Annotated in this window: 21 protein-coding genes; 11 read left to right on the top strand and 10 right to left on the bottom strand. The window is 58.7% G+C overall.

Annotation, left to right across the window (positions count from 1 at the left end):
• Positions 1-67: 67 nt before the first annotated feature.
• The 7 genes from JFN90_RS17595 to JFN90_RS17625 form a co-directional block, all read right to left on the bottom strand.
• Entirely contained in the window at positions 68-1270 is a 1203-nt protein-coding gene (locus JFN90_RS17595) for an acyltransferase family protein (protein ID WP_199396425.1), read from the bottom strand.
• Between the two features lie 127 nt (positions 1271-1397).
• Positions 1398-2273, bottom strand: a complete 876-nt coding sequence (locus tag JFN90_RS17600; RefSeq protein WP_199396426.1) for a class I SAM-dependent methyltransferase — start codon at positions 2271-2273, stop codon at positions 1398-1400.
• A 236-nt stretch (positions 2274-2509) separates the two neighbouring features.
• Positions 2510-4453, bottom strand: coding sequence for a sulfatase (locus JFN90_RS17605; protein WP_199396427.1), 1944 nt, complete (start codon positions 4451-4453; stop codon positions 2510-2512).
• On the bottom strand, positions 4444-6213 hold the full coding sequence (locus JFN90_RS17610; protein WP_199396428.1) for an alkaline phosphatase family protein: 1770 nt from the start codon (positions 6211-6213) through the stop codon (positions 4444-4446). Before JFN90_RS17610 ends, JFN90_RS17605 begins: the two co-directional genes overlap by 10 nt.
• A complete protein-coding gene (locus tag JFN90_RS17615) occupies positions 6210-7442 on the bottom strand; it encodes a GTP-binding protein (RefSeq protein WP_199396429.1) in 1233 nt (410 codons plus the stop codon). The genes JFN90_RS17610 and JFN90_RS17615 overlap by 4 nt, the downstream gene beginning before the upstream one ends.
• 14 nt (positions 7443-7456) lie before the next feature.
• Positions 7457-8263, bottom strand: coding sequence for a sulfate adenylyltransferase subunit CysD (cysD, locus tag JFN90_RS17620; protein ID WP_199396430.1), 807 nt, complete (start codon positions 8261-8263; stop codon positions 7457-7459).
• 23 nt (positions 8264-8286) lie between these two features.
• Positions 8287-8514, bottom strand: a complete 228-nt coding sequence (locus JFN90_RS17625; RefSeq protein ID WP_199396431.1) for a hypothetical protein — start codon at positions 8512-8514, stop codon at positions 8287-8289.
• Positions 8515-8961: 447 nt separating this feature from the next.
• Here JFN90_RS17625 and gmd point away from each other — a divergent pair, with 447 nt between their 5' ends.
• The 5 genes from gmd (at position 8962) to JFN90_RS17650 (ending at position 15403) form a co-directional block, all read left to right on the top strand.
• A complete protein-coding gene (gene gmd / locus JFN90_RS17630; RefSeq protein WP_199396432.1) occupies positions 8962-10011 on the top strand; it encodes a GDP-mannose 4,6-dehydratase in 1050 nt (349 codons plus the stop codon).
• Complete coding sequence (locus JFN90_RS17635; RefSeq protein ID WP_199396433.1) at positions 10004-10972, top strand: GDP-L-fucose synthase family protein; 969 nt, start codon at positions 10004-10006, stop codon at positions 10970-10972. The genes gmd and JFN90_RS17635 overlap by 8 nt, the downstream gene beginning before the upstream one ends.
• Before the next feature lie 287 nt (positions 10973-11259).
• On the top strand, positions 11260-13206 hold the full coding sequence (locus JFN90_RS17640; protein ID WP_199396434.1) for a polysaccharide biosynthesis protein: 1947 nt from the start codon (positions 11260-11262) through the stop codon (positions 13204-13206).
• A 136-nt stretch (positions 13207-13342) separates the two neighbouring features.
• Entirely contained in the window at positions 13343-13717 is a 375-nt protein-coding gene (locus tag JFN90_RS17645; RefSeq protein ID WP_199396435.1) for a GxxExxY protein, read from the top strand.
• Between the two features lie 48 nt (positions 13718-13765).
• Positions 13766-15403, top strand: a complete 1638-nt coding sequence (locus tag JFN90_RS17650) for a capsule assembly Wzi family protein (protein WP_199396436.1) — start codon at positions 13766-13768, stop codon at positions 15401-15403.
• A gap of 440 nt (positions 15404-15843) precedes the next feature.
• Here the strand turns inward: JFN90_RS17650 and JFN90_RS17655 are convergent, their stop codons facing one another.
• Positions 15844-16488 carry a hypothetical protein gene (locus tag JFN90_RS17655; protein ID WP_199396437.1) on the bottom strand — a complete coding sequence of 215 codons (645 nt, stop codon included), beginning with the start codon at positions 16486-16488 and terminating at the stop codon, positions 15844-15846.
• Positions 16489-16697: 209 nt separating this feature from the next.
• Here JFN90_RS17655 and JFN90_RS17660 point away from each other — a divergent pair, with 209 nt between their 5' ends.
• From JFN90_RS17660 to JFN90_RS17685, 6 genes are all read left to right on the top strand, one after another.
• Positions 16698-16916 (top strand): hypothetical protein, encoded by a 219-nt coding sequence (locus tag JFN90_RS17660; RefSeq protein WP_199396438.1) that lies wholly within the window; start codon positions 16698-16700, stop codon positions 16914-16916.
• 98 nt (positions 16917-17014) lie between these two features.
• Positions 17015-17890, top strand: coding sequence for an ExeA family protein (locus JFN90_RS17665; RefSeq protein WP_236019046.1), 876 nt, complete (start codon positions 17015-17017; stop codon positions 17888-17890).
• A gap of 31 nt (positions 17891-17921) precedes the next feature.
• Positions 17922-18743: a hypothetical protein gene (locus JFN90_RS17670; protein ID WP_199396439.1), complete on the top strand. Its 822-nt coding sequence runs from the start codon at positions 17922-17924 to the stop codon at positions 18741-18743.
• Positions 18744-18749: 6 nt separating this feature from the next.
• Positions 18750-19031 carry a YcgN family cysteine cluster protein gene (locus tag JFN90_RS17675; RefSeq protein ID WP_236014975.1) on the top strand — a complete coding sequence of 94 codons (282 nt, stop codon included), beginning with the start codon at positions 18750-18752 and terminating at the stop codon, positions 19029-19031.
• Between the two features lie 225 nt (positions 19032-19256).
• Positions 19257-20510, top strand: coding sequence for a DUF6178 family protein (locus tag JFN90_RS17680; protein WP_199396440.1), 1254 nt, complete (start codon positions 19257-19259; stop codon positions 20508-20510).
• A 234-nt stretch (positions 20511-20744) separates the two neighbouring features.
• Positions 20745-21965, top strand: a complete 1221-nt coding sequence (locus tag JFN90_RS17685; protein WP_199396441.1) for a hybrid sensor histidine kinase/response regulator — start codon at positions 20745-20747, stop codon at positions 21963-21965.
• On the opposite strand, the gene mtaB is transcribed toward JFN90_RS17685, so the two are convergent.
• Together mtaB and cysE are read right to left on the bottom strand one after the other, a co-directional pair.
• The gene (gene mtaB / locus JFN90_RS17690) at positions 21962-23254 is read right to left on the bottom strand and encodes a tRNA (N(6)-L-threonylcarbamoyladenosine(37)-C(2))-methylthiotransferase MtaB (protein WP_199396442.1); all 1293 of its coding nucleotides are present in this window, start codon (positions 23252-23254) and stop codon (positions 21962-21964) included. The two genes, JFN90_RS17685 and mtaB, sit on opposite strands and share 4 nt — an antisense overlap.
• A 191-nt stretch (positions 23255-23445) precedes the next feature.
• Positions 23446-24114 (bottom strand): serine O-acetyltransferase, encoded by a 669-nt coding sequence (gene cysE / locus JFN90_RS17695; RefSeq protein WP_199396443.1) that lies wholly within the window; start codon positions 24112-24114, stop codon positions 23446-23448.
• Between the last annotated feature and the right edge of the window lie 336 nt (positions 24115-24450).

Below are 24450 nucleotides of genomic sequence, written 5' to 3' on the forward strand. Positions count from 1 at the left end.
ATCCTTAGGTGTCTCGAAATGGGTTAGCTCAGCTAGAAAAATCGAGACTGTATCGCCACCGCGCTACCTATTTCCCGCCAGCATCTTCTGGTTGTTGTGCCACAGCCTCCCTTTCTTTGTAGGGTATCGCCACCCGAACTTGCTCCAGCAGGTCCTTGTGCCAGTTTTTTCGCATGCACGGCTTCTCGATCCAGATGAACAGCAGCGTGCTGAAAAAGAGAACCAGCGGGAGGAGCAGCCCGCTTGCCGCCAGCATCACCACCCCGAAGGGAGCGTTGCGCACCGCGTCATGATCCAGCAAGACGCGGCCGAAGCCGGTGATGATCTGGCAGTGGTAGAGATAGATGGTGTAACACATACCGCCGATGGTGTAGATGGCAGGGGTGCAGAAGAAACGGTTACTCCAGGTCCCCTTAAAAGCGGCGCAGTACGCGAGGAAAAGGGGGATGACGGCAAAGGCCCGCGCTGCTCCCCCCTGAACCAGCAAGGCAAGCATGAGGGGCCAGCACAAAAGCGACACCAGGTCCCAGGCCGCCGTTGGTCGCGGTTGCTGCTTCCAGTCCGACAGGTAGACGTCTATCAGCAGGAAGCCGGTGAAAAAGAACTGAATGTGGCCGGGCAGGGCGAGTTCGTACCTGGGGGAGTTCGTCATCAACTGGTTCAAGGCCGAGAATGTCGCGATCAATGCTACCAGCAGGGCCCGGCGCCATACCTTTGAGCCGAGCGTGAACACCCGGCAGAAAAGGGGGGCCAGCAGGTAGAACTGCAGTTCTATCTCCAAAGACCAGGCAACGCTGTTGATGGTGCTCATGGTGCCGTAGAGGACGTTGTGCAGGTAGGCGGCACTGGCGAGCAGGTGGGGCGACAGGTTGGTGGCATGGTGGCCGAACAGGCGTAACAGCAGATAGACGAGCACCATGTTGATGAGGTACGGTGGTTCGAGCCTGGTGAGCCGACGGGTAAAATACTGGCGCAGTCGCGGCGGCCTGTTCCCGTCCAGGTGGGCCTTGGCAAAGGGAAGGGCGATCACCGCTCCGCTGATCACGAAGAAGAGTTGTACTCCGAAGGCCCCTTGGTAGAGGAGTTTGACCATTCCTTCCGGCGGGGTGTGTTTCCCCGTCATGTGCTCCAGGTATCCAGCGATGTGGAACAGGACCACGGACATGATGGCGATGAAACGCAGGCCGTCAATTTCGGCAAGAAACAGACCCGACGTAGTGTCTCTGGATGCCCTCGACACGACCCATTCCGCCAATCGCCTCAGTGGCATACAGGACGCCTCCCCCTGGCTCAAAAAATATAGTGACTTTAGTTAAGACTAGCGCAGCGGTTCAGTTACCAAACACTTGACGTCACTGTTGACTCTCATCCGGCAAAGTTGAAGCCGCGGACTTTGCTCATCCTTTACTCGCCAACACGTAAACGACCTGATCCTTCCAGTACGGTTGCCAGTACGTATCCTTAACTTCAAATCCATTGTCTGTTATAAGCTTCAGCAGATTTACATACGTCGGATGCCAGGTATGCGAGTCTTTGTATTTCTTCATGCCAACAAAACCCAATGTTTCTTTGACGATGTCTTTCGCTAATCGTATCGGGGCCTTCCTGCCAGACTTTCCACCCTCTACAGAAAGGCCTATCAGCAAAGATCCGTCAGGCTTTAACACACGATAAGCTTCTCTCAAGGCTAAATCGGGGACCTGAACATGGTCGAGCATCGAGCGCATGTGGACCCAGTCGAAACTCTCGGCTCGAAAGGGGATAAACTCGGCTACAGCGCCGACGAAATTGCATCTTTGCTTTAAACACTGGTATGCCTCGATCTTGGTTTTGGCGGTCTTTAAAAAGGCATCGATAAAAGGATCTATTGAAACATATCTGCAATCTTTTGAGAGAAATTCTCGAACGGTTCCTGTCAGTCCGCCAACATCAAGTATGTCGCCCGCCATTTTGAAACGATCGTAGACAGGCATGTCGTTTTCTATTTCCTTCTTATATGCCTCAAGTCGGCTTTGATAAAAAGTTTCATTACGTTCCCAGCTTTCATAAAAATCCTGTCCACATTTCCAGTCGCTGTAACCATACGTGTTCTTCAGATACACACGGGCATCGATGACCCCGTTTTCCAGCTTGAAATTGTCAACGGCGCAGGGTGTCTTTTTGACCGGATCGGCTAGGATGCTTATTGCCCACTCATCAAGGTGTTCGTTCGTGAGTTCGGTTGCACCTGAAAAAGTGATAGTTGCTGCATTTTCTGGTATGCCAGGCTGCATTGAGGCTTCTCCTTTAAAATTGGCAGGGCGTAGCGATGGTGGTGGGGGCGCCCCCCCAACCAGGCAGATCGATAGGTGGCAACTTATCATGAAGTTTTAATGTTTTCAATGCGAAATGGGTTGAAGAAGGGCTTGGTCTGGGGCTATGACGCACAAATCGCATCAGTTACGCCCATCTCCCCTCTTGAAGGCGACCAGTTGCCTATGGCTGATTCGCCCTACATCGAGAATTATAGCTATGGCTGCCGCAGCAGCTCCGCTGCCAGCCGGCGTAGCCGCTCCTTCCGTTGTGACTCGCTCCCGGCGAGGTTGCGGCTTTCTTTCGGGTCTCTCTCCACGTCAAACAGCAGTTCGGTCCCGTCGCCGAGATACCGGATGTACTTGTAGCTCCCTTCCTGCACCGCCACACTTCCCCTAACAATATGCCCCTTGGTGGGGTTACCCTCGAGGTTCATGCTGAAGATCGGACGTGACGCGGCGGGGGCTCCGTCTAGTTCCCGGCGCAGGCTCCGTCCGTCCATGGATGGGGGGACGGGGCATCCCGCAAGATCGAGCAGGGAAGGGGCGACATCTGTCTGCGATACCGCCTCACGCAGCAGGCGGGTTTCCTTTTGTCCCGGCAGGTGGATGAGCAGCGGGATGTGCAGCACCGGTCGGTACAGCGGCATGAGCCCGTGAGAAAAGAAACCGTGGCTGAACGATTCGCCATGGTCCGCGCAGATCACGACGATGCTGTCGTCGAGTCTCCCCGACTCCCTGAGAAAGCGCAGGTATCTTCCAAACTCGTCGTCTGCGTACCGGATGTTTTCGTCGTAGCGCAGGCGTATCTGGTTCATCGCTCCCTGGTCCTTCTTGTCATAGAAGAAGCCGTACCGTATTTGGGACATGCTGTCGGTAAACCGATCTCCCGGCAGGAAGGTTCCTTTGAAGGGGCCGGCTAGGTACGGACCGTGCGGGGGGACGGTGTGCAGCCAGAGAAAAAACGGATTGTCGTCGCGCCGGGAAGCAAGATCCCGCGCTTGGTCGAAAATCAGGTGCGGGGGCATGGTTGGTCGCGTTGCCGGGAAACGCGGGTCGAGATACCACGCGAAGCCGTTGTAGATCTCGACGAACCAGAACGGGGCACTCAGGTGCAACCGCGACTGCAGGAGGAGCGACAGCTGGGTGAGGTACAGTGCCGGGCGCTGGTGCGGCGGGACATGGCTCATGTCGAAGCCGGTGAAATCCTTGTTGTCGAAATAGCGGTAGGTCCCGTTGACGTAGGGGTGGGCATAGTTCCAGTTCACGCAGAGTGCGGAGGTGGTGTACCCGGCGCGTTTCAGTACCGCGGGGAGCGAGTCGGGCTGCGGCGGCGCGTTGCCCCAGGGACTCGTGTTGATCATGCGGTGCGTGACAGGGAGTTTGCCCGTCAGAATGGACGCGACCCCCGGCTTGGTCCAGTTCGCGGCGGCGACGGCATTGTCGAAGATGTAACACTCTTTGGCGAAAGCGTCGATGTTGGGGGTGGTAGGAAGGTGATAGCCGTACAGCGACATGTCCTCGGCGGAGAGGGCATCGAAAGTGATGAGTATCATGTTGGGACGCTTCCCATTGGCAGCGGGCGTCAGGTGGGCAGAGGGGAGGGGGGCTTCGCGAAAGGCCTCAGCACCGGCATAAAGAGTGGTGACCACCAGCGCGGCAGCCGTAAACGCAGCGATAAAGCGGCGGCCGGCCACCACTTCCACCAGGCGGCGCGCCTCTGCGTGGAAGTTGCCCCTCGACCGGTACAGCACGGCGCCCCAGAGCAAGCTCCCCGCCAGAAGTGGAAAATAGGAAACGTTGATCGGATAACCGATCTTAAGGAAAAACACCTTGGCGACGCGGGCGAAGTTGCAAGCGAAGAGGAAAAAAAGTGTAACCTCGGTTAGCAGGCCCACCTGCTCGTCGGTTCTCAGGCCACATGCGGCCGCCAAGCGCGAACATGCCAGCGAGCAAACCGCGGCGGGGAGCGCTATCACTGCGGCCAGCAGCACCATGATGAGCCCCAGCGCCGCCCCGTTTACTGCGACTTGCAGCGGTGAGAGCGACAGCAGGAGGGAGTCGAGCCGGTAGACGAGGTCGAGCGGGACCACGCCCAGCAGCAGAAAACAGCACCAGAGCCTGAAAAGGTAAAGGAGGCGATCGGGAAAGCTTACTGGCATCGGGAGCTCGGTGTGAGGGTGGCGATCAATTCTGCAACATCCGTGACACAGGGGGAGGCCAACGAAAGTGGAGCATTCGAGAAAATTACCCCGGGGACCAGGCTCGCATCGCAGCAGTGGTCGCCGCTCCACTTCTTCAGGTTATCCTCGACCACGTCCCCTGCGGGTGCGCCGCCAAGCGCGGTCTGCCAGGATGCGCGATAACCCGCAGCGAAGCCCGGCACGAGGTCCGGCCCCGCGTTGCCGCCAGGCGAGGTGGAGACATCATGAACCTGCAGCACGGCCTTTTGTCCGCGGTCCTTGAACTCTTCCAGTTCCTTTATCAGACGTTCCTTGAGGGCTGGTGCCTCCTGTGGCGCCAGCGACCCCTTCTGTTCGCGTCCCTTGATGTTGAGGTAGATGCTGGTAAAGCCGATGGCGTAGGCTGTCGTTTTGGCCCAGTCCACCCCCTGAAGCAGCGCGCCACCTTCCGTCGTGCCCGGCTGCAGGGCGAGGTAGCCCCGCTGCGCAAGCCAGCTGTTCAGGTGCACCGACCGCCGGAAACTTCCGAAGCCGTGATCGGAACAACACATCACGGGGACCTTCGGCGCCCGTTCCATGACCACGCCGAGTATGCGGTCCATCCACCGGTAGTAACGGGGGATCACGTCCCGGTAGCGTTGGGCGAGTTTTTCGTCATAGGCGGGATGATCCTGGTCGTGCATGCGCCAGAAGATGTGCTGGATACGGTCGGTGGTGTCGAAAACGCAGGCGAGGAGCCCCTCGCGGAAACGCCCAAGCTCGTGCAGGAACATCGCCTCCCGCTCCGCCATGATGCCGTCGCACAGCGAGATGAAAGCATCCTCGTCGAGGGCACCGTCGTTGACCGCGTTGGTGTCTTCGGCCATGCCGAGGGTGGCATAGTCTCCGATCGCCCCGGCAAGCTCGGAAGCGTACTGCGGGGGGTGGGACACGGGGAACTGTTCCGCCTGGTAAGGGACGTTGACCGGGGTCATGTAGAGCGCGAATTCGGGGTGGACGCTGCGCAGGAAGAAGCGGCACAGGCCGGATACACTGCTGAAGAGCCCGGTGTCGAAGGGGATCGAGATCCAGGGGCTCCACTGTCCGGTCGCGACCGTGAAGCTTTGGCGCCCGATGCGGCAGACGATGGCGTCGCCGTCGATGGATATCCGCAGCGGGGCCGATGCGGTTTTCCGGCCGGTGAGGCCGACGGTGAAGGGACCGGCAATATCGGTCTGGATGACACAGTTGCGGCTCGCGATAGGGACCACGCGGCCCTTGGCGTCCGCCGGCAGGTGCTCCGGGGCCGAGGTGTACAGGGAGTAGCTGCCCAGCATCCCCCGCAGGTCGGGTACGCCCAGTCCCGCGAGCATCCGTCCCGCGAAGGGGCGGGGAGGAAACCCCATCGGCCACTTGAGCAGGGTGGCATCCCTTCCCTGGCGTGCAGCCTTTTCCCAGAAGGTTTCCCCGTTTACGGGGTTCACGTAGCGTCCCTGCTCCATACGGTGCAGAGACAGGTACGGGCGGTAGGTTTGCGGATCGCGATGAATGAAATCGTGGATGCCGTGCTGCCCCGGCGACAGCCCCGTGGCGATGGAGGACCACACCACCGGTGACTGCGGAGGGTTGAGAGTGGCGAGACGGCTGTAGCTCCCGCGGGCCGCCAGTCGCTCGAAGTTGGGCAGCTCACCACGCCCGAGCATGGCGTCCGCTATGCCGGGGTCCATCCCGTCGATGCCGATGAGGATGGCACCACTCAACGGAAAATCCCCGCGCCCGCGGGGATGCCGTCGTGCTCCACCACGAAGCGGCCCATCTCGGGAAGCAGTGACGGGTCGTCGCAAACGAGGTCGCCCCGGGTCTCGATGGTGCAATGCGCCGCCTCGCCGACGCAGATCAAGTCGCAAGGAAGTTCCGCCTCGGGCTGTGCCGGATCGAAAACCTGCCTCAGCGCGATCGTCCCCTCGACGGCTTGAGTGGCGCATCGGATGGTGACCGCATCGCCGTCGCTGTACTCGCCGAAAAACCAGAAGATGGTTGCGGCGAAGCTGGAGCCGTGCCGTGGAAGTTCGCCGTGGGCGAGCACCGTCCCCCTTGCCGTTACCGCAGCGTCGGCGCCTGAAAGGGTCAAGCCGACGGCTTCTCCGTATCTGGCGCAAGGCGCGCATTCCTCTGGAAAGCTGAGGATTTTTTCGACCGTCGCCTGATCGCCCCGCGGCAGCAAGCGCACCTTGTCGCCGGGGCGCACGCTGCCCGATTCGACCCTACCCACCAAGATCCGCTCCCCCGACTTCTGGTAAACGTCCTGCACCGGGAACCGGAACGCTCCTTCCTCGATGGGCGTGTAGTGCAGGTTGTCCAGGACATCCATGAGGGGCGCAATCCGGCACCAGGGCATGTTGTCCGAGGGCCCGACGATGTTGTCGCCGTGGCGGGCAGATATGGGGACCACGGCGCTAGGCGAAAGCCCAAATTTTTCAAGTAACGCTTCCGCGGAGGTGCGTAGTTCCTGGAAACGCTCCTCGCGATACCCCACGGCATCCATCTTGTTGACCGCGACACAGACATCCCTGATCCCGACGATACTGAGCAGCCAGGCGTGGCGGTACGTCTGTTCCTGGACCCCTTCGGTGGCATCCACAAGCAGCACCGCCGCCTTGGCATAACAGGCCCCGGTGACCATGTTGCGGATAAACTCCCGGTGGCCCGGGGTGTCAATGATGACGTAGGGGCGAAGCTTTGAGCTGAAGAAGATCTGGGAGGTGTCGATGGTGATGCCGCGCCGGCGCTCCTCCTCGAAGGCGTCCAGAACAAACGCGAATTCGTCTTCGCGGCTGGTCTCGCAGGAACTTTGCACCATCTCCTGGTAGCGCTCGCTTTGGAGGGTCCCGGTATCGTAGAGGAGTCTACCGACGAGGGTGCTCTTGCCGTGGTCGACATGACCGGTTATCACGATGGGAAAGACCGATTGAATCTGTTCCTCAACCATAGGCGTTTGCTGCATCACATGTACCCCAGCGACCGAAGTTTTTGCATGGTATAAAGGTTTTCCTTGTCCTGGGCCCTGCCGGCCCGCTCCGATTGGGTGGACGTTTCGAGTTCCGCGATGATCTCCGCCACTGTCGATGCCTGTGATGGCACCGGCGAACAGCACGGGACGCAGCCGATACTGCGGTACCTCGCGCCGTTGTTGCTGCGGTAGAGATCGACGATGGGGATGTTTTCCCGCTGCACGTAACGCCAGATGTCCAATTCGGTGAAATGGAGGATGGGATGGATCCGGTAGTGTTCGTCCTCGCGCAGGAACGAGTTGTACTGGTCCCAAACCTCGGCTGGCTGGTTTTCGTAGTCCCACTGGAACTCCGCGTCGCGTGGGGAGAAATAGCGCTCCTTGGCACGGATGCCATGCTCGTCCCGGCGGATGCCTAGCAGGATGGACTGGAAGCCATGCCGCTCGACCACCTGCTTCAACGCGTTGGTCTTCAACTCGGTGCAGCAGTCGAGCTTCATACCGGTGCTGGGTCCCATTCCCTGCGCCAACTGGTGGTCGTTGCTGGCGACGATCAGTTCGAAGCCCCATTCCTTGGCCAAGCGGTCGCGGAACTCGTACATCTCGGGGAACTTGTAGCTGGTGTCGATGTGGATAACCGGAAAGGGGATCTCCCCGAAGAACGCCTTGCGTACCAGCCACAGCAGCGTGGTGGAGTCTTTTCCGACCGACCACAGCATCGCGATGCGGCCGTTGAACTTCTGGTAGGCCTCGCGGATGACATAGACGCTCTTCGATTCAAGCGCCTGATAGTAGTCCATGCTTTTCTCCTGCGGCTTTCGATCTATTTGCTTTTGAAAAGGTTCAGGAACTTTTGGATCAGCAAGCCGGCCTGCCTCTTGAAGAAGAGGAAGATCCCCGCGATCGCTGAGATGATCGGGAAGAGGACCTGGAACACATATCCGCCCGTATTGGGATCGACATAGGCGTGGACAGGCCCCGCGGCAACAAAAGAAACCGCGATAGTTAGTACTGTGATACGAAGTGCGAATTTGATCGATGGTGTAGGCATAGTGGGCTCTTATCGCGGGTTGATAAAGTGAGAAAATTTAGCACCGGTTTCTGATGCCGTCAAGGTAGGTCCTGCTTTAGATTTGCGCTCCCGTAGGTCCAGTATCGCTCTGAAACCAGCACTACGTGGTTACCTGACAGTGCCACTGGTAGCAATGTCAGTTCGATCAAAGTGAAGGCTAGCGTTGACTAACATAATTTTGAGGGACATTCAATTGATATTTCCTCAGGTACCGCGTTTCCTCAGGTCACTTTGAAGATTAATTATTTGTCCCAGCCTCTTTCCGCCGGGGCGGGGTGCGCACGGATCCTTTTGCGGTCCACTTTTACTGTGTGGCTGATTTGGCGGTTGCTTTTGCAGTTACTGATGCTATAATCGCGTTCTTTTTAATGTGTGCATGTTATTCGTTGAGCCGCAGTTATAGATCAGCAACTGAGTGGAGGGTGAATGAAAAAGGCTTTGATTACCGGCATCACTGGTCAGGACGGTTCTTATCTGGCTGAACTTCTGTTGGGAAAAGGTTACGAGGTTCATGGCGTTATCCGCCGCTCTTCTTCTTTCAATACCGGCCGCATCGACGGCATCTACCGCGACCCGCACGACCCGGAGACGCGGCTGTTTCTCCACTACGGGGACCTCAACGATGCAAGTTCGGTGAACCGATTGTTGCGCGACATTCGACCGGACGAGATCTACAACCTCGGTGCCCAAAGCCATGTCCGCGTTTCGTTCGATATCCCGGAATACACCGGGGAGGTGGACGCCCTCGGAGCGGTGAGGATTCTTGAAGGTATCAGGGAAGCCGGCCTGGGCACGCGCTTCTACCAAGCTTCGTCCTCCGAGCTCTATGGGAAGGTGGTGGAAACTCCGCAGAGGGAGACGACGCCCTTCTACCCGCGCTCTCCCTATGCCTGCGCCAAAGCCTATGCTTTCTACATCACCATGAACTACCGGGAAAGCTACAACATGTTCGCCTGCAATGGCATTCTCTTCAACCACGAGTCCCCCCGCCGTGGCGAAACCTTCGTGACCAGAAAGATTACCCGGGCCGCCGCGCGGATCAAGCTGGGGCTCCAGGACTGCCTCTACTTGGGTAACATCGATGCCAAAAGGGACTGGGGCTTCGCCGGCGATTACGTCGAGGCGATGTGGCTCATGCTGCAGCAGGACCAGCCCAACGACTACGTCGTCGCCACTGGCGAGACCTACATGGTGCGCACCTTCGCCGAACTGGTCTTCTCTCGTCTCGGCATGCCGCTTGAGTGGAAAGGGGAGGGGGTGGACGAGGTCGGCATCGACACGACCACGGGACGGACGGTGATCCGGATCGATCCGCGCTATTTCCGGCCCGCGGAGGTGGACCTCCTTCTGGGGGACGCGACGAGGGCTAAGGAGCAACTCGGCTGGCGGTTGAAAACCACCTTCGAAGATCTGGTCAACATGATGACAGACGCCGATCTCAAACTTGCCGAACGCGAGAGGAGAGCCAATGGATAAGCATGCGAAGATATTTCTGGCGGGGTCGAATGGGTTGGTCGGCAGCGCGCTGCACCGCTGCCTGAAGGCTGCCGGCTACACCAACCTCGTCACCCCGGAGATCGACCAACTGGACCTCACCAACCAGCAAGCGGTGGCAGATTTCTTCCGGGCGGAAAAGCCCGAATACGTCATGCTGGCCGCTGCCAAGGTGGGAGGTATCCATGCCAACAACACCTATCCGGCCGAGTTCATCTACCTGAACCTTGCCATCCAGAACAATGTGATCCACAACGCATACCTAAACGGGGTTAAGCGGCTCCTGTTCTTGGGGTCCTCCTGCATCTACCCGAAACTGGCTCCGCAACCGATGAAAGAGGAACATCTCTTGACCGGCCTGCTTGAGCCGACCAACGAACCCTACGCCATCGCCAAGATCGCCGGGATCAAGATGTGCGAATCCTACAACCGCCAGTACGGCACCAAGTTCATCGCCGTGATGCCCACCAACCTCTATGGCCCGGGCGACAACTTTCACCCGGAGAACAGCCACGTCCTCCCCGCCCTGATCAGGCGCTTTCACGAAGCCAAAGTCACCGAAGCACCCGAGGTTGTCGTCTGGGGGAGCGGGACACCCAAAAGGGAACTCCTTTACGTGGAGGACATGGCTGCAGGGTGCCTGCACCTGATGGAGCTGTCGGACGAGACCGTAGCGCGGGAACTGCTGAATTATCCTGCTCCATGCTTCGTGAACCTTGGCACTGGTGAGGACGTCACCATCCGTGAGCTCGCCGAGACCGTGGCACAAGTGGTTGGATTCCGTGGCAACCTTGCCTTTGACGCGAGCAAACCTGATGGGACGCCGCGCAAGCTGCAGGATGTATCTCGCATGCAACAACTCGGTTGGCGCCACACCGTTGGGCTGAAGGAGGGGGTAGCACGCACCTACCAGTGGTACCTCCAGAACTATCGTCAAGGCTAACTGGAATTAGTGCCGGGAGGCGTAGCAATTGGAGGTAGATACAATACCGCCTCTTCTTGCAGTCTGCCATGGAAGTAACAGCATTGCGCTGTCGTGGGCATAGCTATCTAATTTGGACATTATAGTGTCACTATGAAAGGCACCATGATTCTAACCTGTCCGTTTGGGTATTATAGGTAATGCAGATTAGAGTTTGCTTTTTTTGGGCCGAGTGTTATAGTTAGCCTCTGTTTCTGCTAATGTACGCCTGTTAGCCTTATTATGTGTTGTACCGCTGTGGGGGAAACATGTTCCGTGCCAGAAGGATGTTGGTTTTCTTCCTCGATCTCGTTTTGATCGCAGCCGCACTCTCCCTCTCCTTTCTGCTCCGTTTCGATTTCCAGATCCCTTCCGAACAGTGGCATCACCTGTTGCACGGGCTGGCGGTGGTAATGCTTGCCAAGCCCGTGATGTTCGTGGCCTCCGGCATGTATCGCAGCATATGGCGTTACGCATCCCTTCAGGATGCTTACGAAATCTTTAAGGTTGTTACCTTTTCGTCAGTCGTTTCCGCTTGCCTCATCATTTTCCTTCACGGTCCATTCGTTCTGCCGCGTTCCATTTACTTCCTGGATTGGTTTCTCCTCTTTTCTTTGGTAGCTGCCAGCCGGTTGGTGTGGCGCATCTACCGCGAGACCAAGTTCATCCCATCCCTGCGCAAGGGGAAAAAGACCCTCATCATCGGGGCGGGAGAAGCGGGCAACCTGCTGCTTCGGGAGATCCGTAAACAAAGCGATTCCACATACAACGTGATAGGTTTCGTCGATGATGACCCGGAAAAGCGCGGGCTTCGGCTTGCGGGGATCAGTGTCCTTGGGGAAACAACAAGACTGTGTGCCCTGATCAGGAAGTACAGTATTGAGGAGGTCATCTTCGCCATCCCCTCCGGCGGGCCGGAGTTGATGCGCCGCGTGATCACCAACTGCGAGCGGGCCAAGGCGCGTTTCAAGACTCTGCCGGGGATCACCGACATCATCGACGGCAAGTTCTCCATGAGCCAGATCAAGGACGTGGAGATCGAGGACCTGCTGGGGCGCGACCCGGTGGTGCTGGACCAGACCGCGATCCGCAACTATCTCACCGATAAGAGGGTACTGGTGACCGGCGCCGCGGGGAGCATCGGCAGCGAAATCTGTCGTCAGGTTGCGCTTTTCAAGCCGGCCAAGCTGGTGCTGTTCGACCACGCCGAGACGCCGCTCTTCTACATCGAGAAGGAACTCGCGGCCGCCTTCCCGGACCTGCGCATCATCCCGATGGTGGGGGACGTGAAGAACCAGGAGCGGGTCGAGACCGTTTTCGATGAGTTCGGTCCGGAAGTCGTTTTTCACGCCGCGGCGTACAAGCATGTGGCCATGATGGAGTACAACCCCGCCGAGGCGGTGCTCAACAACGTGCTGGGCTCCAAGATCGTGGCGGATGCCGCGCACAAGTTCAAGGTGCGCAACTTCGTCATGGTCTCCACCGACAAGGCCGTCAACCCGACCAACGTCATGGGGGCCACCAAGCGGAGCGCCGAAGTCTACGTGCAGGGGCTCGCGGCGCGGAGCCAGACCAAGTTCACCACGGTGCGTTTCGGCAACGTTTTGGGGAGTAACGGCAGCGTCATCCCGCTCTTCAAGGAGCAGATCCGCAAGGGCGGGCCGGTGACGGTTACCGACAAGGATGTGGTGCGCTACTTCATGACCATCCCGGAAGCGTCGCAACTCGTGATGCAGGCAGGCTGCATCGGGCATGGCGGCGAGATCTTCGTTTTGGACATGGGGGAACCGGTCCGCATTCTTTCGCTCGCCGAGGAACTGATCAGGCTCTCCGGTTTCATTCCGCACAAGGAGATCGAGATCCAGTTCACCGGGTTGAAGCCCGGCGAGAAGCTTTTCGAGGAGCTTTTGATCGACGGGGAGGGGATCAAGCCCACCAGTCACAAGAAGATCAGGGTCATGGCGCCGGTTGAGACCGATCTGAAGAAGATCACGGCCGACCTGGACGAGCTTTTCAGCCATGCCCGGGCTCATGACCTTGGGGCGCTGCTGGCCTCCCTGCGCAGCATCGTGCCTGAGTTCGTGCCGCGCTACCAGTTCGACGTGGCGCCGCCCTTTGCATTCCAGCGGGTCAGGCCCGACCTGTTCCCGCCCCAGAAGCTCACCTTCATCAGGAACCTCCGCGTAGCCGGCGCCAGCGAGGGGACCGCGGCGTAAAACCTTATTCGAACAGGGATAAAAGGGATGAAAGGGATGAAAGGGATAAAAGGGATAAATCTAACACTAGACTCCTTATATTAAGCAGCTTCATGGAATCGCCGTACACGAACTTCTGAATCTAAGGGGGCTGCCTGTGATTTATGAGGACTTGACTCGGAAGATTCTGGCAGCGTGCTTCGACGTGAGCAATGAACTTGGCAGCGGGTTTCTTGAGTCTGTTTACGAAAAATCTCTTTTGATAGCTCTCGCAGAAGCCGGCCTTCAGGCACAGGCGCAAGTTCCACTGAAAGTCTTTTATCGTAACAAGAACGTTGGTGATTTCTACGCGGACGTTATAGTCGAAGGAACTGTTTTGCTGGAGCTCAAGGCTGTAAAGGTTTTGGCTCCGGAGCATCAAGCTCAGATTCAGAACTATCTGAAAGCGACCGGCATCGGCGTCGGGTTGCTGGTCAATTTTGGATCTTCAAAGTTGGATTATAGAAGATTAGACAACAGATTAAGCAGTTAGCCTTATCCCTTTTATCCCTTTTATCCCTGTTAAATGATTGAGAATAAAATGAAATTCTCCAAGTTTATCGTGTTCGCGGCATGCATAGTCATCCTATACCCCTGTCTTGCCTTTGCGCTCTCTTCCCCCAACATCCCGCTGGACAGCCCCATCTATTCATACCTTGAGAAGCTCTCCGGGTTCGGGCTCATCACCTCGGACGTGAAGGGTATCCGTCCCTTCTCCAGGGCCGAGGCTGCACGCCTGGTGAAGGAGGCCGAGTCACGGGCTGCCGTTACCACCCCCTCCGCCCTGGCCACGGAACTGCTCGACCGCCTGAGGGAGTTGCTGCCGCGCGAACTTGCCTACTATGGCCGGGACGAAGCCGCGCCGGCATTCGATTACGACCCGCTCAAGACGGCACGCCTGCGCTATGTCTACCTGGAAGGCACCCCCAGAAGCTACTTCCGCGCCGTCCACGACCCCGGTAACGACGGCGTCTTCGGTATCGGCAGCGGCCTCAGGCCCGCCACACCTTACCCTAATCCCGTGCAGCAGCGCGGCAGTGAGGGGACCCCTCTCTTCGAAAACAACGACGGCGTCGTGTACCGGGCCGGCTCGAACCTCGACCTGCGCGGCAGCGGCGAGGTGTACTTCGGCTCGGTAGCTTCTGCAGCCGTCGAACCCATGTTGCTGTGGTCCGAGCAGAGTGACGAGGCGACCCTGAGACTGAACCGGGCCTATGCGAAGCTGGGCGGGAAGGGGTTGGAGTTGGAGGTAGGCCGCGACGAGAACTGGCTTGGGCCCGGCTACCGCGGGGCGATCACCCTCACCAACAATGCCAGGAACTTCGACATCATCAAGCTTTCCAGCCCGGAGCCCGTGCAGTCCAAGTACCTGTGGGATCTGAAATACTCCCTCATCTTTTCCCGCTTCGAGAAGACGGTAACCGAAGGACAGGAGCGGCGGCCTTACCTTTTCGCCGGGAAGTTGTTGATGAAGCCGCTCGACCACCTGGAATTCGGCATCAACCTGGGGCGGCAGGTGGGCGGCCCGGGCGTCAACAACAGCTTTGGCACCACCGTCCGCGGCATGGTTGGCGGCACCAGTGACGACAACTCCAACACCCTGGCAGGGTTCGATATGCGCCTTCGGTTCCCCTCGCTACGCAACACCGAACTCTACGGTGAACTCTCCGGCGAGGACTCCGCTGCCTTTTGGCCCATCGTGGAGAGTTACGTCGCCGGGTTCTATATGCCCAGGCTGAGCGAAAGCGGCAACGACGATCTTCGCTTCGAGTACTTCCGTGGACACCGCATCCTCTACACCAACGGCACGTTCAAGGAAGGCTACCTCTACCACAACATGCCCATCGGACACTCACAAGGTGGCGCTACCCAGGATTTCTTCCTGCGCTACAGCCACTGGTTCTCGGTTCGGAACAACCTCGCATTTGAGGCCTTCCACACCAGGCGTGGCGACTATGGCCGGATGACGGTCGACGCAGAAGGCCGCTTTGATGCGGCGGGCGTGATGCAGGCCATCGAGCGCAAGAACGCCCTGCGCGCCTCCTGGACCTTCCCCTTCGCCAAGGATTGGAGTGCCCTGCTTCTCTACGGGCAGGAGTGGATCCACAACTTCGAGCTACGCGCCGGCGATACGCAGATGAACCGGCTCCTGCGCGCTGAACTTTCCTATCGGTACTGATGCGTTGCAGACTGCTTTTCTAGCTCTGCAAGCTTGCAAAGGACCTTTGCGTGTTACTTTTACCGCAAAACGAGCTGCTTTTGGACCTTTGTAGCGCTGCAAAGGTAGAAATCCGCTCCGTTTGGACAAAAAGCGTGCCGCAATGACCCTTCCCGTTCTTCATTTCCGCTGAAAATACGTGTTTTTACTATTTATAACCGCGCATACGGCCAAAGTCAGCTCGCAAAGTATCTCTGCACGCTTGCAAAGGTACTTTGCGTGCTTGCAGAGGTAAAAAGTCAGCTTGCAAAGGTGGAAAGTAAGCACGCAAAGCGCCAAAGTCAGCGCGCACACGGCTTTTACAAAGAGGATGGACCTGGTAAGCAGATGACGCCGGCGGGGATGCTGCTGGTGGGAAAATGGAAACGCCCGCTGACGCGGGCGTTTCGGCGGGTAGTTAGTTAGGTGGGCATGAAGAAGATGGGAGGGGTCCAGGGACCAGGCCCCTCAGGCATGATCCACCTCATCCTGAAGGCGTACTGCTGCCCTGGGGTCAATCCATCCAGTTCCATGTTTTTGAACTGGCCGAACACGGCCTCATGCTTCCAGTTTGCCTCCACCGAGGGGTCGCCTGTGGTGGAGTGGAATTCGCAGCTTCGGGCGCGAGGATCCTTCCTGGCCTTGCCGACGATCCCGCCCCGTTTTACCCCTTGGAACAATGCCACGTCGGGATAGGTCGCCTGATGTTTCACCTGGGAGGATGTCTCCTTGGTGTAGTCAAAGCCGCTGGATTCGAGAATCTCGATATTCCCCTTGGCGATAATGTTAACGTAATCCGCCAGTTCATGAAGCTCTTTGAGGAACTGAACGCGCAGACCTTTCCGCAGGGCGACACTCTGCTTTGCACGGCTGCGAGCTTCAAGGCAGGCGTTGTCGAATCCCTCCAGTGTCGCCTTTACTTGTCCCAACTGGGTGACTCCCTCCGGGTACGGTTCCGTGATAAAACGGTTGCCGGTTAGCGAGGTTACGACTCCTTTCCCGAACGAGCTCAGGCCGGGGTCGTCCAGGCGGCTGAAGTTGCATTTGACCTTCACTTTTTTGCCCATGTGTCGTCTCCTTTTGTATTGGATTTTGCTAATATAATGCCGGAAGTGTCGCACGATTACTCCGAAATGCAAGTCGCTAAAAACTTAAGCCGCGCCCCTTGTCGCAACTGCCGCTTGGACGGCGGCTGTGGCCCTTGCCTTGCTCGCATGGCTGTGTGATAATCGCCGGCATCCACTTGTACCCCGACAGTCCTACCGGCGAGGCGGCCGTGAAAAAAGAGAATCTTGAGGTGCTGTTGACCGAGTTAAACAGGAAGCTGGACCTTGTGATAGGGGCGCAGGAACGCCTTCGCAGTGAGATCCGTGCTTGGAATCGCAAAATGTGCAACAGGGATGGAAGGGATGACGGTCTTACTCTGGAGCAGCGCTTGGACTTGTACGATCCACAAAGACATGCTGGCGAAGCGATGGTGGCCTCCAAGCCGTAAACCTTCACACCCACATCTCACCCCTTTCCCCTTTATTTTCCGCCAGATTCGCGCTATATTCTCTCCCTCGATTACGGCAACCGTCATAAGGGACCCACATGCCTGCGATGTACTGTGAGTTTTACGGCTTCAGGGAGAGCCCGTTCACCATCACTCCCAATCCCCGCTTCCTGTTCATGAGCGAGCAGCACCGGGAGGCTTACGCGCACCTGATCTACGCGGTGGACAACCGCGCCGGCTTCGTGGAACTGACCGGCGAGGTCGGCACAGGGAAGACCACGCTCTTGCGCACCTTCCTGAACCGTCTGGACCAGGAGGGGCACCGCACCGCCCTCATCTTCAACCCGTGCCTCTCGGACCTGGAGCTTTTGAAGAGCGTGAACCGCGAGTTCGGCCTTGTCTGGGAGTCGGAGAGCAGGGTGGAACTGTTGCAGGTGCTGAACGCGTTCCTTTTGGAGCAGAAGCAGGCCGGGCGCAGCGTGGTGCTGGTGATGGACGAGGCGCAGAACCTCCCCATCGAGGTGCTGGAACAGATTCGACTCATCTCCAACCTGGAGACGGAAACCGACAAGCTGCTCCAGATCGTTCTTTCCGGGCAGCCGGAGTTGCTTTCCGTGCTCGGGCGCAAGGAACTGCGCCAGCTTAACCAGCGCATCACGGTGCGTTACCATCTGCTCCCCATGGACTTCGACAGCACCCAGTCCTACATCGACCACCGCATGGAACTTGCCGGTTGCTACCGTGCCGCCGAGTTCTCCAAGCCCGCCATGAAGCACATCTACCGCTTCTCGGGAGGGGTGCCGCGGTTGGTCAACGTCGTTTGCGATCGCGCCCTGTTGATCGGTTTCACCGAGGAGGCCCGGACCATCACGGGAAGCATGGCGGCCCAGGCCGTTACCGAGGTCGGTGGCCGTTCTCCCTACGGGCTTGTGGCGCAGGTGCTGCGGCGCCTGACCGGCGCCCTCCAGCGCTAACGCAGCTGATTATTAACTATTCGAGGGATTTATGAGTTCGATACTGAAGGCATTGGAGAAAGTCGACGAGTCGCAACGCTTTCGTCGCCCCGCCGGCACCGGAGGGCTTCCCAAGGCCAGGGGGCGTCGCCCGGCATGGATGATTCCGGTCTGGACCCTCGGGGGAGCGGCCATCGCCACCCTGGCGACCTACGCCATCATGGGCGGCTTCTCCCGTCAAGCCGCACAGGTTACGCCACAGGCTCCCGGCGCGGTGGCGACGGCTGCGGCTCCGGTTGTTCGTCTCGAGCCCAAAGAGGTCGTCACGGAGCAGCGCTCTGCCGCTGCGGCAGCCGTACCCGCGGCGGCCGTTAAACCGGTCCGGCCTCTCGCCGGGGCTGCCAAGGTTGCTGCTAAACCGGCTCCGGGTCCTGGCGCAACGGCGGCCAAACACGTGGCTCAGCCGGTGGTGAAACCGGTCACCCAGGCGGCGGCCAAGACCGCTGCCCAACCCCAGGTTTCGGCCAAACTCGCCGCGAAGCAGCTGGCCCAACCCTCCGGCGCGGGCAAGGCTGCTGCCGTTGCCCAGCCGGCTCCGGTGCACCCGGCAGCCGTGCAACCGGTACCGGTCGTTGCCGCATCCGCTCCAGCCGCAGCCCCGGTGGCCCAGAAGTCGCGACCGGAAATCCGCGTGTCCGGCATCGCCTGGCAAAACAGCAGCGAGTCGAGCTTTGCGATGATAAACGGGAGTGCCATGCGCCAGGGCAATGTGGTGAATGGCTACAAGATCGAGCAGATCTACGAAGACAGCGTCCGGTTTTCCAACAGCAAGGGGAACACGTTGGTAGTGCCGCTGGGGGCGGGCGAGGAGTAAACACAGATGTCATCAGGACCCGAGATGGACCAGCAGCAGTGGGAGGCCCTTTGCGAGCAATGCGGCCTTTGCTGTTTTGAGAAGCTGGAGGATGAAGACGGCAGGATCATGTTTACCTCGACCCCCTGCCGCTACCTCGACATCACCACCAGGCGCTGCAAGATTTACAAGAAGCGTTTCAAGATCTTCCCCGAGTGTGTGCAGCTCACCCCGGAGCTGGTCAAGGAGCTGAAGTGGCTGCACCGAAGCTGCGGCTACAAGAAGGCCATGCGCAAAGGCATCCTTTAACTACATTCAACAGGGATAAAAGGGATAAAAGGGATAGAGGCATAAATCGTCAAGCGTAACCACCGCAATGACGCGAACACTGCATAAACCTGAATCAATTGGTAACGCAAAGACGCAAAGGCGCGGAGAAAACATAAATACGGGTGCGGGGGGAGCGGATGACAATAATGGGTTTATCCCTTTCATCCCTTTTATCCCTGTTAAGAACGGTTTTAAGGGAGTGTAATGTCAGATAAGAAGCAGCTAGCAGCGGTAAAACTTTCCGAGCGCGATTTCCAGGCGCTTTCCTTCCAACAGAAAAAAGAATACCTGGGCACGGTGTCAGGCAAAGCAAAGATGGACCTGATCGTCGCCGACTCCGACGCCAGGAGGCTTGCCGCCGGTCTGCAGCCGCAGGAATTCTTCTGGCTCATGAAAGAGGTGGGTGAGGCGGATTCCGTTGATCTGCTGCGCCTGGCATCCCCGGAGCAGTGCGTCTTTATCTTGGATATTGAGCTTTGGGACGGCTGGACCTTCTCCGAGGACCAGGCCTGCCATTGGCTCACCTATTTCATCGAGGGGGGCGAGGCGCGCGTTCATGAGCTGCTGAAACATCTCGACTTCGAGCTGCTGCAACTGCTGTTGAGCCGCGAGATCATAGTCGGCGGCGGCATTGGCGACCAGGGCAACGACGACGAGCGTCAGGGCGACTACGACCACACCTTCGACGACGTCTTCATGATCAAGTTCAAGAACCCCACGCACAGCCAGTTGATCGGCACTTTCCTCTCCATGCTGGTCAAGCTGGACAACGCGTTGTACACCGCTCTCATGGAAGGGGTGAAAGGGGACATTGACCTGGAACTCGAGGAGGAATGTCAGCGTTTCCGTACCGGCAGGCTCGGGGACTTGGGCTTCCCGCCGCTGGACGAGGCGCTGTCAATCTACGCCCGCATCCATCCGGACCGTTTCGAGCTGCAGGGGGGGAAGGATCTCGCTTCGGCAGGTGAGGGGGGACATCTGATGCCCGTCTTCGCCGACGAGGAAACCCTGCTGTCCCGTGCGCTGGCACTGGCCGCTTCCGAAATCGTAGCGCAGGAGCTGAATTACTTGGTCAACAGCGCCCTCGTCGCGGAAGGGCAGGCCTTTCACGAGCCCGAGTCCATGCTCGCGGTGATGCACCGGGTGTGCGGCTACCTCAATATCGCGCTGGAGACGCTCGCGCCGGGGGATGACAGCAAGGCCGCCCAGCTTCTGGTTGAGGAGGAGCTGAAACGGTTGTTCCAACTGGGGTACAGCATCGTCCTGCAACTGAAGTTCGTCGCACGCGACACCGAGACGGTCGACTATGCCACCGGTAAGCTCCTGGCGGGTCTGAAGTCGAAGCGCCCCCGTTTCTACCGCGGGCTCGATGCCGACGGCGTCGACGGCTACCGCGAGTTCCGCGACCTCGAGGACGTGCGGAGGGTTGCCGACCTGCTGGGGCAGTTGCAGGGATAATCAGACCTTTTTTAACAGGGATAAAGGGGGTAAAAGGGATAAAGGCGATTACACCGCGCCTTTGGTTCCTATCCCCTTTATCCCTTTCATCCCTGTAATTCTTGCCTTTCCCCCCCGTTTATCTCCCTCACCCTTGTACGTTGCAAACTTGCCCCTCATTGGTATTATTTTACGCATTTGTTTTGCCCAGCATGAGACGTCGATCGCATCAGCCGCAGCCGCTAAGGGGGTAGGATGAAGGTCCTGGTCGTCGACGATTCCAGAAACGATCGCAAGATCATCCGCTACAACTTCGAGTGGCACGGCTGCCATGTCGTCGAGGCAGCCAATGGCAAACAGGGGCTCGAAGTCGCTGCGGCCGAACTCCCCGACCTCATCATCTCCGACTGTCTCATGCCGGCCATGGACGGCTTCCGATTCCTCCACGAACTCAAGAAATTCCAGGAACTCAGCAGGATCCCCTTCATATTCTATTCGGCAATCTATACCGGCAGCCGGGAGGCTGAACTCGCCGCCTCGCTGGGGGCAACGGCCTTTCTGGAGAAGCCGATGCGGCCGGATGAGTTGTGGGACGAGGTGGGGCGGCTTTGGGCCGCGGAACTGGCCAGCGAACGCGAGACGGAACCGCGCCCGATGCACGAGGAGGAGTTCCTCAGGGACTACAGCCAGGTGGTCGCCACCCGGCTGGAAGAGAAGGTCCGGGAACTGACCGAGGAAAACGAGAGCCTGCTCAGGTTGAACGGGGAACTGGAACGGAGGGTGGTGGAGCGTACCACGCAACTGGAATCGGCCAACCGCGACCTGGAGATGTTCAGCTACTCCGTTTCCCATGACCTGCGGGCGCCCTTGCGCCACCTGGAGGGGTTCAGCCAGGCGCTTACCGAGGAGTACGCAGCCAAGCTGAACACCATAGGCAACGACTACTTGGACCGCATCAGGAGGTCCAGCCGCCGCATGGCGGACATGCTGGATGCGATCCTGGAACTGTCCCGCAGCGCCAGGGGAAAGCTCGCCAAGGAGGACGTCGACCTGAGCGCGCTGGCCAGGGAGGTCGCGGGGCAACTGGCGCGTTCGCAACCGGAGCGGGAAGTCGATGTGCGGGTGGCGGAGGGAATGACGGCGCGTGGGGATGCGCGCTTCTTGAAGGTGGTGCTGGAGCACCTGGTAGGAAATGCCTGGAAGTTCACCCAGCCCAAGGAGCAGGCCGTGGTGGAGATCTTCCCCACCGAGTGGGAAGGACGTTCCGCCTTCGCGGTCCGGGACAACGGGACTGGGTTCGACATGGCTTACGCCGACAAGCTGTTCTCGCCGTTCCAGCGCATGCACAGCCAGGATGAATTCCCCGGGAGGGGCATCGGGCTGGCCATCGTCAAGCGCATCGTCAGCCGCCACGGCGGCAAGGTGAAGATAGAAGCTGAAGTGGGGCAGGGCACCACGGTGACCTTCACCGTCTAGCGCGCGGTCAGTCTGCCTGTCAATTCTCCGCCGCGGGTCCCGGTGATCAGTACGGCGACCTCCTGGTTCACCAAACCTTCACACTCCTCGATGAGCACCGGAAGGTAGTTCCTGGATAACCCTTTGCGCCCACCCTCGTCCTTTTGCACCAGCACCTGCAGTTCCCGCCCTACGAAGCGCGCTGCGTACTCAGCCTTTTTCTTTTCCGACAGGATCCGAAGCGCCTCGGCCCGTTCCTTGATCACCCGCGGCTGGACCTGGGCCGCCATGGTGGCCGCCGGTGTCCCGGGACGCTGCGAGTAGGGGAAAACGTGCAAATAGGCCAAGGGGAGCGACTCGATGAAGGAGAGCGTCTCCTGGAACTCCTGATCGGTCTCGCCGGGGAAGCCCGCGATGACGTCGGAGCCGATGCTGACGTCGGGCATGGCCGCGACCAGCGCCTCGACCACGGAGCGGAACAAGGCCGTGTCGTAGCCGCGGTTCATGCGGGCCAAGACCCCGTCGGAGCCGCTTTGCAGCGGCAGGTGCAGGTGAGGGCAGACCATCTTCGATTCCGCCATGAAGTCGATCATTTCCGCGGGGACCTCGGTGGGTTCCACCGAGCCGACCCGAAGCCGCCTTACCACTCTCTGACGCTCCGCCAGACGCATCAGCCCGAGCAGGTCGGTGGCCGGTTCGAGGTCGAGGCCGTAGGCGCCCAGATGGATCCCGGTCAGTACGATCTCCTGGAACCCCTTGGCGGCGAAGGCTGCCATGCCGTCCAGCGCCTCCTGGGGCGCAACACTCCGACTGGCCCCGCGGGCGAAGGGGACGATGCAGTAGGCGCAACGCGCGTCGCAGCCGTTTTGGACCTGGAGGAAGGCGCGGGTGTGTTCGGCGAAGCTTTCCAGTTGCGTTCTCTCTCCCGAGCGCTGCTGGAAAATGTCGCTCACCACCGCCTGCGGCTCATCACGGAGACCCTTGATGAAGCCGACGATGTCCTTCTTCTCGCTGTTGCCGAGGATGAGGTTCACCCCCGGGAGCTTCAAGAGGTCGTCGCCCGCCATTTGGGCGTAGCAGCCGGTGATCACCACGCGTGCCTGCGGGTTGATGCGCGTGGCGCGCCTGATCAGGCGGCGCGATTCCGCGTCGGTCTTGGCGGTGACGGTGCAGCTATTGATGACGTAGATGTCGGCGCTTTCGGAGAAGGGGACGAAACTGTAGCCTTCCTGTTCCAATGCCTCGGTCATGGCGGCGGATTCGAACTGGTTGATCTTGCAGCCGAGGGTGGTGATGGCGATTCTTTGCATACCGTAAAACAAACCTCAAAACATGGTTAACAGGGATAAAAGGGATAAAAAGGATGAAAGGAAAAAGATCTTTTTTTAACGCAAAGCCGCAGAGGCGCAAAGAAAATCTGGAGACACAAGACTTGGGTTACCCCTGCATCTTTTGTTCGGGTTATATCCCTTGTATCCCTTTTATCCCTGTTTAAATGGTTTTACCCGATCTTCTTCTTGAGCGCCTCGTGCTCCGCAGCGAGGACGGCGTACTTCCTCTCCAACTCCCTGATCTGATCGAACAGGCAGGAGATTGCCTTCGCCTCCGGGTCGGGCATCTTGCCGTGCTCGAGGTCGAGTCGGTCCTGCGGCTTCTCGGTCGCCATTACCACGCGTCCCGGTATGCCGACCACGGTGGAGTTGGCCGGGACTTCCTTGACCACGACGGAGTTGGAGCCGACCTTGCTGTCCTTGCCCACGGTGAAGGGGCCGAGGATCTTCGCCCCGGAACCGATGACCACGTTGTCCATCAGGGTCGGGTGGCGCTTCGTCTTCTCCCAGCTGACCCCGCCCAGGGTGACCCCGTGGTAGAGGGTGACGTTGTCGCCGATCTCCGCGGTCTCCCCGATGACCACCCCCATGCCGTGGTCGATGAAGAACCCCTTGCCGATGGTGGCGCCGGGGTGGATCTCGATGCCGGTCATGAAACGGCCGATGTGGGAGGTGAAGCGTCCCAGGAAATAGAGCTCGTGCGTCCAAAGCCAGTGCGCGACCCGGTGGAACCAGAGCGCATGCAGGCCGGGATAACAGAAGATCACCTCCAGCACGCTTCTTGCCGCCGGATCCCTGTCAAACACCGCCTTAATGTCCGATTTCAGTCTTGCAAACATCGGTACCCTCCCTGGCTCTCAGTACGTTAACGAAACAAGCACCATATGCTTCGCCTTTTTTTCGTAACATACCACACTGTTTACGTCAATAATTAACTGCCGGGATCGCCTCACGCTAAAGTAAAACCAAAACAAAAGCATTTAACAGGGATACAAGGGATAAAAGGGATAAACCCTAAATCAAAAGATCTTGGGTTGAACCAAACGTGTTGTCAGTTGTGCCTGACTTTGCGCCTTTGCGTAAGTAAAACCAAAAACAAAAAGCATTTAACAGGGATACAAGGGATAAAAGGGATAAACCCTAAATCAAAAGATCTTGGGTTGAACCAAACGTGT

Origin of the sequence: Geomonas propionica (genome assembly GCF_016458235.1) — a bacterium.
Taxonomy (GTDB): Bacteria; Desulfobacterota; Desulfuromonadia; order Geobacterales; family Geobacteraceae; genus Geomonas; species Geomonas propionica.